Genomic DNA, 15,167 nt, shown 5'->3' with positions numbered 1-15,167 from the left:
ATTTTTCCATCTGTACATTATATGTGTTTTGACGGGCAGGTGCTAATTTTTTTAGCCTTCGGCCATCTGCCTTCAGCCTTAAACACTTTTTCCTAACAAAACATATAGTAAATAAAAGATAGCCGTGTGCAAAGAACCAAGGTAAAAAGCCCATGGCTCATGGCCAAATTGACCCCATAACAAAACATGCAAAAAAGCTGACGGCCGATAGCTGAAGGCCAAAAAACCAAGGAGGTTTTACTTTTGACTTTAGTCAACTACTTTAGGGCCAAGGAATTTCAATTGCGGGCGGTACGCCAAAACTATATTGCAAAACAAAGGCTTCAGAAAAAGCAGCCTATTGATCGACTGGATAAAATCCTTCATGTGGTGTACTTGCTGGGTCATGCAAGTGTCTGCGGCGGTGTAAAGGTTATTCTGGAACATGCCAATGAACTGATAAAGGTTGGGGTACGGGTAAGTCTTTTGTCTCACTTTACCAAACCGGATTGGTTTGATATCAAGGCTGATTATATTCAATTTCCCTTTGGCCTTGAGTTGGCCAGGGGCATCCCTTCGGATTGCGATCTGGTGGTGGCCACCTACTGGGATCAGTTGGCTGCCTGTGTGGAGGCCAATGTGGCCCCAGTGGTTTATTTTGAACAGGGGGACTTTCATTTATGGGATTGGGAGAGGGTAAGGGAAGATAAACAAAAACTAATTTATCATCTCTACCAATTGCCAGCCTATATCATTACCTGCTCACACACAGGGGCTAAAAAGATTAAAGAAGTTTTTCAGCGGGACGCTCTGGTTTTTCATAATGCCCTAAACAATGAGGTGTTCTTTCCTAAAAAAGAGATGTCTAAAGAAAAATGGCTTTTAGGTGTGGGCAGTGAACATACAAAATTCAAGCGTATCCCTGACATTTGGCAGGCCTGCCAAAGGGTTCAAAGTAAAGGTTATGAGATTAACTTTAAATGGGTAACCCAGAATCCCCCCACTGGGCCCTTCGGTACGGTAGTGGTAAACCCACCCCAACCCGTATTGGGAGATATCTACCGTCAAGCCCATATTTATATCTGTGCTTCAGAATACGAGACCTTTCCCCTGCCTCCTTTGGAAGCAATGGCCTGCGGCACTCCGGTCATTACCACAGCCAATGATGGTGTCCTGGCCTATGCCGTAGATCAGGAAAATTGCTTATTCTTTACCTGTGGTGATACAGAAGAACTGGCAAATAAAATCATAACCCTTTTAGAGGATCAAGAGCTATATCATCATTTACAGCAAAACGGTTATAAAACTGCCGCAGGATTTCAATGGCAGGAAATTATTACCCGACTTAAAACTTTCTACGAAGCAGCGGCCCAACATCAAATCGTCCCTGTACAGCAAGAAACTGACTGGCTAAAGTTAATGCCCATAACCTTTACCCCAGAGGATCAAAGGTCCATTGATCAGTTCCTGGGGGGTACAGCCGCTGACTTAATCTATCTCCCCTTTGTTTATGAGCTCAATGAGCACTGCAAAATAACCCGCTGGCACCCGGTATTTCAAAGAAAATTAGCCACCAGTGGTCAGGTCGATTATCATTACCTGTCATTTCAGGTACTGCCGCTGGAGGAGCACCCTTATCACCAGGCCATCTCCGCCTTTAGCGCTGAAAATTTCCCCGCCGCCTTTAAATATTTTAAAAAACACCTAGAAACAAACGGCAACCCCCGGGAGAAAGCCATTCTATTAAGATGGTTGATCTGGTGCCTTATAAAAATAAAACTATATCCCGAAGCCCAATCCCTATTAAATAATGGCTTAAAGCAGTATTCAGGGTTTGCTGACCTTTATTATTTATATGGCCTCCTGGCAAAATTATCAGGCAAAGACCAAGAAGTAGCAAGGATCAAGCATGTCCTAAACATTATTGGCGATGCCGTAAGCTATCCTGAATATATCAAAGATGTTAAAAACCTACTGTAGGGCTTTTAGCCTTTAGCCATCATAAAAATAGCTCAGAATAGGGGCTAATAACTAACGGTAACGGCAAACCAGTAACCAAATTCCCTCCCCCTCAATACTATGAAAAAGAGTACTCTAGTTTTATATGTTGGGTGAGGTGTGGCATGAATATTTGTGTTGTAGGGACCGGTTATGTAGGTCTGGTAACCGGAACCTGTTTTGCTGAGATGGGCAACCAGGTATGGTGTGTGGATGTAGACAAAGAAAAAATTGCGGGACTGAAGGCCGGTGTAATGCCCATTTATGAGCCAGGTCTAAAGGAAATGGTTCTGCGCAATAGCCAGGCAGGCCGACTTTTCTTTACCACCAGCCTGGCAGAAGGATTGGCAAATGCCTTGTTTTGTTTTATTGCGGTGGGTACTCCCCCAAAGGAGGATGGCTCTGCAGACCTTGCGGCGGTTCAGGCAGTGGCCCAGACCATTGGAAAAATGATTGAACAATACATCATCGTTGTTAATAAATCAACGGTACCAGTTGGTACTGCCGATCTGGTAAAAAATATTATTGGTCAAGAGCTAAAAGACCGGGGGTTGGAGTCCTTGGAGGTTGATGTGGTTTCTAACCCTGAATTTCTTAAAGAGGGGGCTGCCATTGAGGATTTTCTGCGACCCGACAGGGTAATCATCGGTTCAGATAATGTTCGAACCATGGAATTAATGAAACAACTGTATGAACCATTTGTGCGTAATCAAAACCCAATTATCTGTATGGATATTCGCTCCGCAGAAATTACCAAATATGCAGCCAATGCCATGCTAGCCCTGCGAATTAGTTTTATCAATGAAATAGCAGGGCTCTGTGATGCTGTGGGTGGCGATGTGGCCAAGGTACGCCAGGGTATTGGTACCGACAGCCGTATCGGTATGCCCTTTCTTTATGCCGGCATCGGCTATGGTGGTTCCTGTTTCCCCAAGGATGTTCGGGAACTGGTGGCCAGTGGCCGCCGTAACGGGTTGCCCATGTCCTTGGTGGAGATGGCCCACCAAGTAAATGAACGCCAAAAACGCTATCTTTTAGGTCTGATCGACAAGCGTTGGGGATCAGACCTTTCGGATAAGGTCTTTGGCATCTGGGGGTTGGCTTTTAAGCCGCAGACAGACGATATGCGCGAAGCACCTTCCATCGTCATCATTCATGAATTAGTTAGTCGGGGTGCCATGATCAAAGCCTTTGACCCTGAGGCAATGGGTGAAGCCAAAAAAATTTTCAGCAGTCATGGTGATAGGATAAGGTTTTCCACCAACATGCTGGAAGCAGTGCAGAATGTTGATTCACTGTTGCTGCTCACCGAGTGGCATCAATTCCGCCAGCCGGATTTTTCCCAGATGAAGAAAGTCATGCGGCAGCCCATCATCTTTGACGGACGCAACCAATATAATCCTGAAAAATTACAGCGGCTGGGCTTTGAATATTTCTGTGTGGGGAGAAATCATTATGTCAAATAAACGTATTTTGGTAACAGGCGGAGCGGGTTTTATCGGTTCCCATCTCTGCCAGTATCTGCTCAAGCAAGGTGATGAAGTCCTGTGTCTTGACAATTATTTTACCGGCAGCAAGGAAAATGTCAGACATCTCATGGGTCATCCCGGCTTTGAGTTAATTCGTCATGATGTGGTGGAACCGATCCTCTGTGAAGTAGATCAAATCTACAATTTGGCCTGCCCTGCCTCTCCCCTTCATTATCAATATAATCCTATTAAGACCACCAAAACCAGTGTCATAGGAGCCATAAATATGCTGGGGCTGGCTAAACGGGTTAAGGCTACTATTTTACAGGCTTCTACCAGTGAAGTATACGGTGATCCCTTTGTGCATCCCCAACGGGAGGATTATTGGGGCAATGTTAACCCCCATGGGTTACGATCCTGTTATGATGAAGGAAAGCGTTGTGCCGAGGCCTTGTTTTTTGATTACCACCGGCAGCATGGCCTAAATATTAAAGTAGCTCGCATCTTTAATACCTATGGCCCACGAATGCATCCCCAGGATGGCCGGGTAGTAAGTAATTTTATTATGCAGGCCCTGACCGGGCAAAATATAACAGTCTATGGCAACGGTCTCCAAACCCGCTCCTTCTGCTATGTTGACGATTTGGTGGCAGCACTGGTTCGCCTGATGAATGCCTCCGGTGACTTTGTTGGCCCAGTCAATTTAGGAAACCCCGGGGAATTCACCATACTGGAGTTGGCAAATAAAGTTATCGAGCTGACAGGTTCCCAGTCTAAAATTATTTTCAAACCCCTGCCCCAGGATGACCCGGTACAACGCCGTCCAGATATCTCCCTGGCCAAGGAAAAACTTAATTGGAGCCCGTCGGTGCAGTTGGAGGAAGGGTTAAAAAGAACCATCACTTATTTTAAAACCTTACTATAAGCCGACGGTTGACGCCAAAAGCTAATAAATTAAAAGGGAATGATGCAAACCTACTCTTAGAGTTGGAGTTGCGACATTCCCTTTTTGATGTCTTTGTTGCTTCTACCTTTACCTATTAGCAGATACTATGGCAGCAGTCTCTACTTGTGTCTCTGGTTGATAAAAAAGTACTCAACCTCCTCGTGACAAGCCATGGGCAAATAACCCTTATATTTTTCTACATTGACCCGGTACCCTTCTTTAAATAAATTGCTTAATTCCTCCACTGAATAGGAAAACAACTTACCTGCCCTGTTATTATAGACTTGCTGTACCTTGTTAATGGGATTGCAAAAAGCGATGCAAAACTTTGAACAGATTAATTTATTTTTATGCCTGACCTTCTGTCTTTGGGTAGACAAAAGGGCTTCTAGGGTATTGGGATTGGTAAAGTGGAGTAATTCCAACAAGGGCAGTAAATCTGAGGTGCGATAAACGGAACTGGAGATTTCCAGGCAATAGGCAAAATCATGTTCAGCTTTTGTCCAATCGTAGAGTAGAACCCCATCCTTGATTTCTTGAAACTCGGGTACTTTTTGGGAGCAATCAAAGGCATAACAATAAACGGAATGCCAGCCCAAGCGCAGGGAATACCCCAAGGCCACCGGATAGTCTTCTAAACAGTCAATAAAGAGCTGTACAGAGAATTTTCTAACAAAGAGATTATCGTCCACCAGAAATAGGATATATGCCCGATTTTTCATCATTTTTAAAAGCTGTTCCTTAAAGTTCGTCTCCTCTAAAAATACAACAGCTTGGTATTCCTGTCTTAGTTTTTGGTATTGTTCCTTGTGCTGATCATTTGATGCAAGGCAGATAACATTCAGGTCTATGCTTTGGGGATCTTGACAATGTAAATAAAAGGAACGTAGGGTGGCATCTAACTGCATGGCCCTATCCTTACTAAAAATGACTCCAACAATCTTTTTCTTTTCAAGAGTATTATTCTCCATTTTCTTCTCCCTTCAAACAAAATTCAAAACACAATACTCCCCTAGTCAGGATATGAAAGAATCCGCGATAAGTTACTATCCTTTGAGTATCAAGTACTTTTTGCGCCATTTTTTCATAATAGTAATTATGAAAGGTCTTGGTGAGGAGGTTGAATATGATTAGTGTAATAATGCCTGTATATAATGGGGAGAAATTTTTGAGACAATCCATCGAAAGTATACTAAATCAAACAGAAAAGAATTTCGAGTTAATCATTGTCAATGATGGTTCCACTGATCGTACTGAGGAAATAATTTTATCCTATGAGGATTCCCGCATTAATTATCTAAAGCAGGAAAATGGTGGTGATGCGGCAGCAAGGAATAAAGCCCTAGCACATATAAAGGGGAATTTCGTCACCTTCCAAGATGCAGACGACATATCCTTGCCTATGCGATTTGAGGTATTGAAGCAGCAATTTACTTCTTCTTCTGTGGGGTTTGCCCATTCAGACTTTTTCCTGATTGATGAACAAAATCAACCAATTGGTTACTGGGCCTCAGGTAATATTGATGCCGCAAGAATGAGAAGATTTTTTCTTAAAGTGGGAACTCCCTTTAATAATCCCAGCATGATGGTTCGTCGAGCAGCCTTAGAGGGATTTCTATATGATACCTCGCAGCCCTTGGGCAGTGACTCTGATATGGTTTTCTATACCACCGGAAGTTGGGCCACAGTCCATACTCCCCTACCCCTGGTACTTTACCGCCGCCATACAAGCAATTTGTCTAAAAAACAGGAATTTATTGTTTTATACCCGGAGGTGCGGAAATTTTTAAATAACTACCATTTACAGGAGCTAGTCCCGGAGCTGGATTGGGAAAAGGGTGATCCAACCAGCAATGAAGCACGGGCTAGGGCAATCATCGCACTGTTTTTATTACGCCGAGGCATGGTTCAGGATTGTCAGGCTTGGTATGAAAAGGCATATCAACTAAAAAACCCTGCCTGTGAACATTTTGTTACTGCCATCGGGCATCTGCTAACAGCAAACGATGCCGGGGCCATTACGGCTTTAAACGCCGCCCCGGTTCAAGATGCCCTTGTGTTAAATTATCTTGGAGAAAGTTATGCCTTACAGGGAGATCTAAATAAGGCCTTTACCTATTATCTGAAGGCTTTGCAACTGAACCCAAATTATGAGGAACCCTTGGATAATTTAAAGGCCATTGGCTGGAAACAAGGTCTAAGCTTTATTGATAGCTCCTGGACAAAGTTTTCCTAGAAAAACGAGACTTATTCAACAACGGTGCCTGGCACCATTGTTGAATAAGTCTCCCTTTGATGGAGGGCTATTTGACTAACTCCACTAGGGTTTCGTGAAAAGCAGTTTTTAGAAGTTTTATAATTTGCTCCAACTCTTGATCATCCTTTGCTTCCGCCCGCATAACCACCACGGGTTGGGTATTGGAACATCGCAAAAGTCCCCAGCCAGTGGGTAAAACAAGCCTAACCCCATCAACATCAATTACCTCGTAGCCTTCCTTGATCATTTTCATTTTTATTCGTTGTACTAATTCTTTTTTTAGATTATCTGGACAAACCATGCGAATTTCAGGTGTTGCTGTATAGGAGGGGATATCACGAAGTAATTGGCTGAGGGATTGCTCAGACTGGCTAATCAGTCTGAGCAGTCTTGCCCCGGCATAAAGGGCGTCGTCATAGCCATAGTATTCGTCGGCAAAGAAGAAGTGACCGCTCATTTCACCTGTAAATAAGGCTCCCACTTCTTTCATTTTTGCCTTAATTAATGAATGCCCGGTTTTATAAAAGAAAGGCTTGCCGCCCAAGCGTTTGGCCTCTTCTACCAGGGCCTGACTGCATTTAACCTCGACAATCACCGGCGTCCCAGGATTTTGGGGTAAAATCTCCCGCCAAAAAAGTATTTGGAGAATATCTCCCCAGATGATGTTGCCTTGATCATCCACCACACCCAAACGGTCCCCATCCCCATCAAAGGCCAGACCAAGGTCGGCCTTTGCTCGTAAAACTACCTGTTGCAAATCATGTAAATTTTCAGGTACCGTGGGATCTGGATGATGGGCGGGAAAGGAGTTGTTTGAGTCACAATATAAACCAACCACCTGGCAGCCTAGTTTTTTATAAAGCTCCAGGGCCAGTGAGCCGGTTGTGCCATTACCCGCGTCCACTACAATTTTCAAGGGTCGTTTCAGCTTAATCCGGGATGTAATAAACCGAACGTAAGCTTCTTTTATCTTCATACTCACCAACTGACTGAAGCCCTCGGCATACTGGCCAAACTCAAAGATCCTTTTAATCCTTTGTATTTCTTCACCATAGATGGTATTGCCGCCGGAGGAGATCTTAAAGCCGTTATCTTCCGGGGGGTTATGGCTGCCGGTGATCATCACACCTGCTGTCTTCCCTAACTTCTTGAGGGCAAAATAATTAATCGGTGTAGGGTTCTCACCGATATCAATCACATTACAGCCTGAGGCAAGTAAACCCTTATTTAAAGCTACATTAAGCCTTGGCGAACTGGCACGGTTATCACGACAAACTACGACATCTCTCTCATTTCTTTGTTGAAAATAGGTTCCTAAACTTAACCCTAGCAATTCTACTACTTCGTCGGGAAAGTCGACCGCTGCTTTACCCCGAATATCATATTCTCGAAAGCTAAAGGGGTTTATCTTTCCTGTTCTCATCCTGGAACACCTCTGCTAATCCGATTTTGTATTTAACCGACCAAAGTCGTCTTGCAGGCGGACAATATCATCCTCAGCCAAATATTCTCCCAATTGAACCTCTATAACCTCCAACAACACTTTGCCGGGATTCTCCAATCTGTGTCTATAACCCGTCTTGACAAAGATGCTTTCTCCACTGGGAACAATATTTTCGATCCCTTCGATGGTTACCTTGGCCGTGCCCTTAACCACTACCCAGTGCTCACTACGGTGATGATGCATTTGATAGCTGAGCTTTTTACCGGGCAATACCGTAATGCGTTTAATTTTATAAAACCTTCCCTCTTCTAAAATTGTATAGGAGCCCCAAGGTCTGTAGGTGGTTAGGTGGAAATCCGCTTTGGTGTTATTTTCTCCTTTGAGACTGTCGACGACTTCCTTCACCCTTTGGGAATGTTCCCTTTGACAGATCAGCAAAGCATCCTGTTGTTCAATAATAATTAAATCCTTGACACCGATTAGGGCCACTGCTTTGTCACCCTCTGTATAAAGCAGATTGTTATGGGAATCCATTAACATGGTCTCTTCGAAGCAAAGATTGCCAACCTCGTCAGTGGGAAAATAATCATAAAAACTATCAAAACTGCCTAGATCACTCCACTGCACATCCAAGGGAATCACCGCTATTTTTTGGGATTTTTCCATTAAACCGTGATCGATGGATATGGCTGGAACTTGCTCATAAATTTCTTCGATGTTTTCCCCCTGAAAAGTGTGATCAAATGCCGGGAAATGCTTTACTATTTCCTGACAAAATAGCCTGGTGTCAAACATAAAGATGCCGCTATTCCAAAAGCAACCCATCTCAACATAGGTTTTTGCCGTTGCTTCGTCTGGTTTTTCTTTAAAACGGTCAACTTGGTACCCCATTTTCAATGGTTGTTTTGGTTTAATATAGCCATAGCCTGTATAGGGCTTGGTGGGGTAAATGCCAAAGGTAATAATGAATTCCTCGGCCAATGCCACAGCTTTTTTCACCGTCTTAATAAATTGCTGTTCCTCTTTAATCAAGTGATCGGAGGGTAGCACAACAACTATGTCATCCCCCTGTTTTTGAATCTCTTTGACACCATAATAGATGGCCGGTAAAGTGTTCTTCCCCACCGGTTCGATGAGCACTTGATCTTGATTAAGTAAATAACCCAACTCTTCCAGCTGTCCCGAAACTAAAAACCGATAATCATGATTTGTGACAATGTAAATATTATTTGGGCTTGTAAGCTTTAAACACCGCTCAAAGGACAATTGAAAAAGGGATTTAGCCATTCCTTTTAATTTGAGAAACTGTTTGGGGTAATGGGTGCGGCTTAAGGGCCACAACCTGGTACCTGTTCCACCAGCAAGAATAATGGTCTGCACAACTCCGCCTCCATCTCCTGAGCTTTCAATTCCTATTCTTTAAACTATGTGGAGAGGCAGCAAAGGGTGAAGCGAATAAAAAAGTGTCGCTTGCTACTAGAAGTAGTTTTGCGACACTCTCTTTAGAAATAGGCCTGATACCTCTTTAAAAATAATCTTTATACCATTGGTAGGTTTGTTTTATTCCTTTCTTTAGGGATATTTGGGCCTGCCACCCCAATTCATTAATTTTGGATACTTCCAATAGTTTTCTTGGTGTACCGTCCGGCTTAGTGGGGTCAAAGATCAGCTTACCTTGATAACCCACAATCTCTTTCATCATTTGAGCGAGTTCTTTTATCGTTAGGTCTTTACCCGTACCAATATTGATAATTTCATTGTCTTGGTAGTGCAGCATCAGAAAGTGACAGGCATCTGCCAAATCATCGACATGCAAAAATTCCCGCTTTGGCTTTCCGGTACCCCAGACCGTAACAGTTGGACTTTCTATTCTTTTTGCTTCATGAAACCTTCGCAAAAGGGCCGGTAAAACATGGGAGTTTTCTAAATCAAAATTATCCTGGGGTCCATACAAATTGGTGGGCATGGCACAGATAAACTGCGTACCATATTGACGGTTGTAGGCCTGACACATTTTTATGCCGGCTATTTTAGCAATGGCATAGGGTTCATTGGTAGGTTCCAAGGTCCCGGTAAGGAGGTCCGTTTCCCGCATAGGCTGAGGTGCAAATTTCGGATAGATACAGGAACTGCCTAGAAATAAAAGTTTCTTTACACCATGGCGGCTGGCGGCATCAATGACGTTGCTTTGCATGACCAGGTTATCATGGATAAAATCGGCGGGATAGTTATGGTTAGCCTGGATACCCCCTACTTTGGCCGCGGCCAGAAAAATATACGCTGGTTTCTCTGCCTGAAAAAAGTCCTCCACTGCCTGTTGGTTGCGCAGATCGAGTTCCTTGCTGGTGCGGCATAACAGGTTTTGATAGCCCTGCTGCTCCAGCTTTCTTTTAATGGCGGAACCCACCAGTCCACGGTGTCCGGCAATGTAGATTTTAGCAGCCTTATTCATAATACTGATTCACCTTGAAGCCTTCTTTTTGGCATAACAAATCTCGTTGCGTTTCCTTCAAATCGTAGGCCACCATTTCTTTTACCAATTGGTTAAAATGAATGGTAGGCTGCCAACCCAATTTACTTTTTGCCTTGGCCGGATTTCCCAACAGCAATTCCACTTCCGTTGGGCGAAAGTAACGTGGTTCCACTTCCACCAGTATTCTGCCAGAAACTTTGTCAAAGCCCTTTTCTGCCAATCCCTCACCCTGCCAGCCTATGTTGATGCCCACTTCTTGGAAGGCCAGCTCGACAAACTCCCTTACGGAATGGGTCTCCCCGGTGGCAATAACATAGTCGTCTGGTTGATCTTGCTGCAGCATCAGCCACATGGCTTGAACATAGTCCCTGGCGTGCCCCCAATCCCGTTTGGCATTGAGGTTTCCTAAGTGGATTTTTTCCTGAAGTCCCAGTTTAATTCTGGCCACTGCCCGGGTGATCTTTCTGGTAACAAAGGTCTCGCCCCGGATCGAGGACTCATGATTAAATAAAATACCATTACAGGCATAAAGTTTGTAGGCTTCTCGATAATTTACCGTAATCCAGTAGGAATACAGTTTGGCTGCTGCATAGGGACTACGGGGATAAAAGGGGGTGTTCTCACTTTGGGGGATTTCCTGGACCTTACCGTACAGTTCGCTGGTGGAAGCCTGGTAAAACCTCGTTTTAGCACCAAGGTTTAAAATTCGCAGGGCCTCCAGCAACCGGAGGGTACCTAAGGCATCTGCGTTGGCCGTGTATTCCGGCGTTTCAAAGGATACTTTGACATGGCTCTGGGCAGCCAAGTTATAAATTTCTGCGGGCTGGACTTCCTGAATAATCCTAATTAAGTTGGTGGAATCGGTAAGATCACCGTAATGCATGAAAAAATTAACATCCTGCTCATGGGGATCTTGATAAAGGTGATCCACCCTGGTGGTATTAAAAAGCGAAGATCTTCTTTTTATTCCATGCACCTGGTAACCCTTTTTTAATAAAAATTCAGCCAGGTACGCCCCATCCTGGCCGGTAACACCCGTAATCAAGGCAGTTTTATTCATTCGATTTCTCCTCTGCTACTTCATCCTGAGCCAAAAGGAACAACCGTGGGTTTCTGCACCCTTCATCTTCGGATCATCCCATAGTGGAGAGAGTACCTTGCTTAAATGATCGTGTCGGCTGATAAAGTAATTCGGTAAGATGACCTCAAATTTTTTACCCTCGGCCAAGAGGTAACAAGCCAGTAGATATTGTTCATTATAAAATCGATTTCCCCATTCCGGTGGATAATCATAGGGCAGTAGGATATCGTGAAATTCAACCAAAACGCCGGACTTGAGCCTGGGTAATATTTCTAGGAAAACCACTGAAACATCCGAATTCATAAAGGAACGGTGGGAATTATCGACAAAAAGAATATCCCCAGCCTCCAGTTCCTGGAATAGGGTTAGATCAACTTCTTCTACCGGCTGCCGGACAACCTGATCACAGATGGCATCGATTTCCGCCCTGGGCTCTGGATCAAAGGAAGTTATTTTAGTAGTAAGATTATGATCAACGATGGCCCTGCGGGCAAATTTAGTGGAATTGCCAGAACCTATTTCAAAATAACGTTTTGGCTGGTACCTAGCCAGAAACCCGTATATAGCCACGGAATCCAAGCCCGGTAACCAGCCATTGAACCAGGCTGGTTGCGTTGGCTGCGCTGTATTTTGGCCTATGGGAATTTCAATGTAATCTTCTCTAAACTGCAAGAATTGTAATAAGTTTTCCTCATATAGGGAACTGTTTTGTTCTAGGATTTTGGTCAATTCTGGATGGGGTGCTTTGCCAAAACCATACCGTGGTACAGGATTAACAGGGTAATCCAAGGCAATGATTTGTCCTTTAAACATAAAGAAACCTCCGGTTTAATATTGGGGAAAAAGACCTGGCAATCTTATGAAGGGCCTCTTTTCTGTGTTTTGTACATTTTTCACTTCCGGTGGTGGTTCTTCGATGACTATTTTAGCCACCTCAGGTTCCTGCTGAACAGGCAATGCACATAACTGCCGATTGCTTCTCTTTATTTTGATTAAAACCGCAGCACTGGTTAGCAGACCCAGTAAAAAGACTCCACCACAGCCAAGCAAGAGGGGTGAAATACCTTTGTTTGATTTACAGGACTTTTTAAATTCTGCCTTTGTTTTTGGACTGGGATCATAATCCTTTAACATACTTTCAAATTCCCGCATCCAGTAATTTAATTCATCCGAATATTCTCTACTTGAATGTTCTTGTTTTGGTTCCTTTTCCGTTAACTCATCCAATTCATCCAAATCATTCGGTTGTATTTCTTCCCCTGGTAATAAATCCTTAACCGGTTCATTTTCTTCACCATCCGTGGTTTCTTCCAGTAGGTTCTCAAGCCTTTTTTCTACAACCTCTTCGATGGCATCCCAAATATCGTCAATGTTTCCTTTCAAAATAATCACCTCCCAGAGCACGCTTAAAAGATTTCCTGGTATATTCTATTGAAGGATAGAAAATCGGTGACTGCTAGGCCATTGCCAATATTTGAGCAATGCGACCGTTTTCATAAAAATAAGCCAAACTGCCAGTTATTAACTGACGGTTTGGCTTATTGCTATTACAACCGGGAAACATTGGTTATTCTTGGTCGTTGGTCCCCTTATATTTTAAATTTATTAACCAACTCATTTAATCCTACGGCTAGTGTTGATAAGGATTCAGCAGAAGCGGATACTTCCTCCATTGCAGCAGTCTGTTCCTCTGTTGAAGCAGCTACATTTTGCACCCCGGCACTCATTTGTTCAGTTGCAGATGCAACATCTTGAATTTGAATCGTCAGTCCTTGAACGGCACTTATTATTTGTTTAAATGATTCACCAACTTCTTGAACTACCTGCATACCTTCCTTTACATCCTTCGTACTTGCGTCCATCGTTATAACTGCATTGCTGGATTCGTATTGAATCGCATGAATTAAATCCTTTATTTGCTTCGCTGCATCACCAGATTGCTCGGCAAGTCTTCTTACTTCCTCGGCGACAACTGCAAAACCACGTCCTTGCTCTCCTGCTCTGGCAGCCTCAATGGCAGCATTCAGTGCAAGTAAATTAGTTTGATCCGCTATTGTGGTGATTAACTCCACGATTTGTCCTATTTCTTGAGATTTTGTGCTTAAATCATGAATAACATTGGATACCCCTTGAGAAGAATTTGAAATGCTTTGCATCTGCTCTGTAAGTCTTAACACCCTCCGATTACCCTCATTGGCATTATCACTAGCCACACCTGAGGCAGAGGAAATCACCTGTATATTGTCACTGACCTGTTCTACCGTCGTCGATATTTCACTCATCGTAGCAGCCGTTTCATTGGCACCGGCAGTCGTTTGCTCTGAACTGGAGTTTAACTGTTGAGCAGTTGCCGCTACACTTACAGAATTTTTATTTACTTCAAGCATTATCGATCTTAGGTTAGCTATAAATTTGTTAACGGTCCTAGCAAGGTCACCGATTTCATCTTTACTGTTAATGTTAATCTCCTGCGTTAAGTCCCCACCTTTTTCTGCTAACGCATATAATTCCCGTTGGAGTACAGAAGTTGGTTTCACAATGCCCCTTGATATAAAAATACCAAGGAATATGGCCAGACCCACACCTACAATAATAGCCGCAGTCATTTGCTTTAAAGTGGTGTCTGCAATAACGGTGTTACTATCGGCAGTTTCTTTAGCATCTTGGACTTTCATTTGTATTAGTTTGTTTATAGCATCCCTTTCTGCATCTGCCGCTTCCCTCGCCTCACCATTAAGGAGTGTAAATGCTTCTTCATCCTTATTTTCCTTGGCTAATTCATATAATTTACCTAATTGCACGCTATAATTATTACGGTCTCTAATGAATTCTTCATATGCTGCCATCATTTCCTGGGAAACAATCAGCTTCTTGAATGCTTCGCCTTCCTTATCTATCTCTTCCCTTAGCCTCGTTATTTCATCTTGATAATTCTGAATTTCTTTCGTTTCTTGGGCAATGATAATGTCTCTTGTGTTTACACGAATCCTTTGAAAAGCTGTGGCTATGTTGGAAAGGTGTGAAATAGGTACTGTCATTTTTTCATAGAGGAGTGTATCCCTCGCATCAATTTCCTGGATTTTCTTAATACCAATGAAACCAACTGCTCCTGCTATTATTGCCACTAACATAAAACCTGATAATAGCTTCGTCTTGATACTTAAATTATTATACCAATTCATGCTTAATACTTCCTTTCTTAATTCGAATTAATAGCATATATTCATTCGCTTTTAGAAATTTTCCTTCGACGAATTATTACAGTTTCATGACAAGGAGGTTAATTAAATATTACATGCAGCGACAGTTTATGCAGAAGTAGACGCATACAGGGAAAGGTCTTGATGGGAAGGAAGCAATCAAAACTTTACATAAAAACGGGCGTGTCGCAAAACGTTTAAATGAAAACGTATGGCGACACGCCCTTTTTTATTTGTGACATAAAAATTATTACATCTACGAAGGCGAATTTTACCATTTAGGCCCCGGTTTGGGCACAACAAAACAAGGGAAGAGATTT

The 15,167-nt window shown here is 43.1% G+C and carries 12 protein-coding genes; 4 read left to right on the top strand and 8 right to left on the bottom strand.

Going from position 1 to position 15,167, the window contains the following annotated elements; all coding sequences use genetic code 11:
- The first annotated feature begins 243 nt into the window (after positions 1-243).
- The 3 genes from AC1U9Z_RS17060 (at position 244) to AC1U9Z_RS17050 (ending at position 4,371) form a co-directional block, all read left to right on the top strand.
- Complete coding sequence (locus AC1U9Z_RS17060; protein ID WP_479958427.1) at positions 244-1,959, top strand: glycosyltransferase family 4 protein; 1,716 nt, start codon at positions 244-246, stop codon at positions 1,957-1,959.
- Between the two features lie 143 nt (positions 1,960-2,102).
- On the top strand, positions 2,103-3,443 hold the full coding sequence (locus tag AC1U9Z_RS17055) for a UDP-glucose dehydrogenase family protein (RefSeq protein WP_479958426.1): 1,341 nt from the start codon (positions 2,103-2,105) through the stop codon (positions 3,441-3,443).
- On the top strand, positions 3,433-4,371 hold the full coding sequence (locus AC1U9Z_RS17050) for a UDP-glucuronic acid decarboxylase family protein (RefSeq protein WP_479958425.1): 939 nt from the start codon (positions 3,433-3,435) through the stop codon (positions 4,369-4,371). Before AC1U9Z_RS17055 ends, AC1U9Z_RS17050 begins: the two co-directional genes overlap by 11 nt.
- Positions 4,372-4,511: 140 nt before the next feature.
- Here AC1U9Z_RS17050 and AC1U9Z_RS17045 read toward each other — a convergent pair whose 3' ends face one another.
- Complete coding sequence (locus AC1U9Z_RS17045) at positions 4,512-5,363, bottom strand: hypothetical protein (protein WP_479958424.1); 852 nt, start codon at positions 5,361-5,363, stop codon at positions 4,512-4,514.
- Positions 5,364-5,518: 155 nt separating this feature from the next.
- Between AC1U9Z_RS17045 and AC1U9Z_RS17040 the strand changes: the two genes are divergently transcribed.
- Positions 5,519-6,628 carry a glycosyltransferase gene (locus AC1U9Z_RS17040; RefSeq protein WP_479958423.1) on the top strand — a complete coding sequence of 370 codons (1,110 nt, stop codon included), beginning with the start codon at positions 5,519-5,521 and terminating at the stop codon, positions 6,626-6,628.
- Between the two features lie 67 nt (positions 6,629-6,695).
- On the opposite strand, the gene AC1U9Z_RS17035 is transcribed toward AC1U9Z_RS17040, so the two are convergent.
- From AC1U9Z_RS17035 to AC1U9Z_RS17005, 7 genes are all read right to left on the bottom strand, one after another.
- Positions 6,696-8,072, bottom strand: a complete 1,377-nt coding sequence (locus AC1U9Z_RS17035) for a phosphomannomutase/phosphoglucomutase (RefSeq protein ID WP_479958422.1) — start codon at positions 8,070-8,072, stop codon at positions 6,696-6,698.
- A 15-nt stretch (positions 8,073-8,087) separates the two neighbouring features.
- Positions 8,088-9,473, bottom strand: a complete 1,386-nt coding sequence (locus AC1U9Z_RS17030; protein WP_479958421.1) for a mannose-1-phosphate guanylyltransferase/mannose-6-phosphate isomerase — start codon at positions 9,471-9,473, stop codon at positions 8,088-8,090.
- A gap of 145 nt (positions 9,474-9,618) precedes the next feature.
- The gene (gene fcl, locus AC1U9Z_RS17025; protein WP_479958420.1) at positions 9,619-10,545 is read right to left on the bottom strand and encodes a GDP-L-fucose synthase; all 927 of its coding nucleotides are present in this window, start codon (positions 10,543-10,545) and stop codon (positions 9,619-9,621) included.
- Positions 10,538-11,626: a GDP-mannose 4,6-dehydratase gene (gene gmd, locus AC1U9Z_RS17020; RefSeq protein ID WP_479958419.1), complete on the bottom strand. Its 1,089-nt coding sequence runs from the start codon at positions 11,624-11,626 to the stop codon at positions 10,538-10,540. Before gmd ends, fcl begins: the two co-directional genes overlap by 8 nt.
- A 15-nt stretch (positions 11,627-11,641) precedes the next feature.
- The gene (locus AC1U9Z_RS17015; RefSeq protein WP_479958418.1) at positions 11,642-12,460 is read right to left on the bottom strand and encodes a class I SAM-dependent methyltransferase; all 819 of its coding nucleotides are present in this window, start codon (positions 12,458-12,460) and stop codon (positions 11,642-11,644) included.
- Positions 12,461-12,475: 15 nt separating this feature from the next.
- On the bottom strand, positions 12,476-13,030 hold the full coding sequence (locus AC1U9Z_RS17010; protein WP_479958417.1) for a hypothetical protein: 555 nt from the start codon (positions 13,028-13,030) through the stop codon (positions 12,476-12,478).
- Between the two features lie 206 nt (positions 13,031-13,236).
- On the bottom strand, positions 13,237-14,829 hold the full coding sequence (locus AC1U9Z_RS17005) for a methyl-accepting chemotaxis protein (RefSeq protein ID WP_479958416.1): 1,593 nt from the start codon (positions 14,827-14,829) through the stop codon (positions 13,237-13,239).
- Positions 14,830-15,167 lie beyond the last annotated feature (338 nt).

It is taken from the genome of Desulfotomaculum sp. (genome assembly GCF_982386235.1).
Note: the sequence above shows the minus strand (reverse complement) of the source record. Positions and strands in the feature narration are given on the sequence as shown.

Coding starts and splice junctions, on each gene's coding strand:
- AC1U9Z_RS17055 (WP_479958426.1), top strand. CDS start 2,103: ATGAATATTTGTGTTGTAGGGACCGGTTATGTAGGTCTGGTAACCGGA.
- AC1U9Z_RS17050 (WP_479958425.1), top strand. CDS start 3,433: ATGTCAAATAAACGTATTTTGGTAACAGGCGGAGCGGGTTTTATCGGT.
- AC1U9Z_RS17045 (WP_479958424.1), bottom strand. CDS start 5,363: ATGGAGAATAATACTCTTGAAAAGAAAAAGATTGTTGGAGTCATTTTT.
- AC1U9Z_RS17040 (WP_479958423.1), top strand. CDS start 5,519: ATGATTAGTGTAATAATGCCTGTATATAATGGGGAGAAATTTTTGAGA.
- AC1U9Z_RS17035 (WP_479958422.1), bottom strand. CDS start 8,072: ATGAGAACAGGAAAGATAAACCCCTTTAGCTTTCGAGAATATGATATT.
- fcl (WP_479958420.1), bottom strand. CDS start 10,545: ATGAATAAGGCTGCTAAAATCTACATTGCCGGACACCGTGGACTGGTG.
- gmd (WP_479958419.1), bottom strand. CDS start 11,626: ATGAATAAAACTGCCTTGATTACGGGTGTTACCGGCCAGGATGGGGCG.
- AC1U9Z_RS17015 (WP_479958418.1), bottom strand. CDS start 12,460: ATGTTTAAAGGACAAATCATTGCCTTGGATTACCCTGTTAATCCTGTA.
- AC1U9Z_RS17005 (WP_479958416.1), bottom strand. CDS start 14,829: ATGAATTGGTATAATAATTTAAGTATCAAGACGAAGCTATTATCAGGT.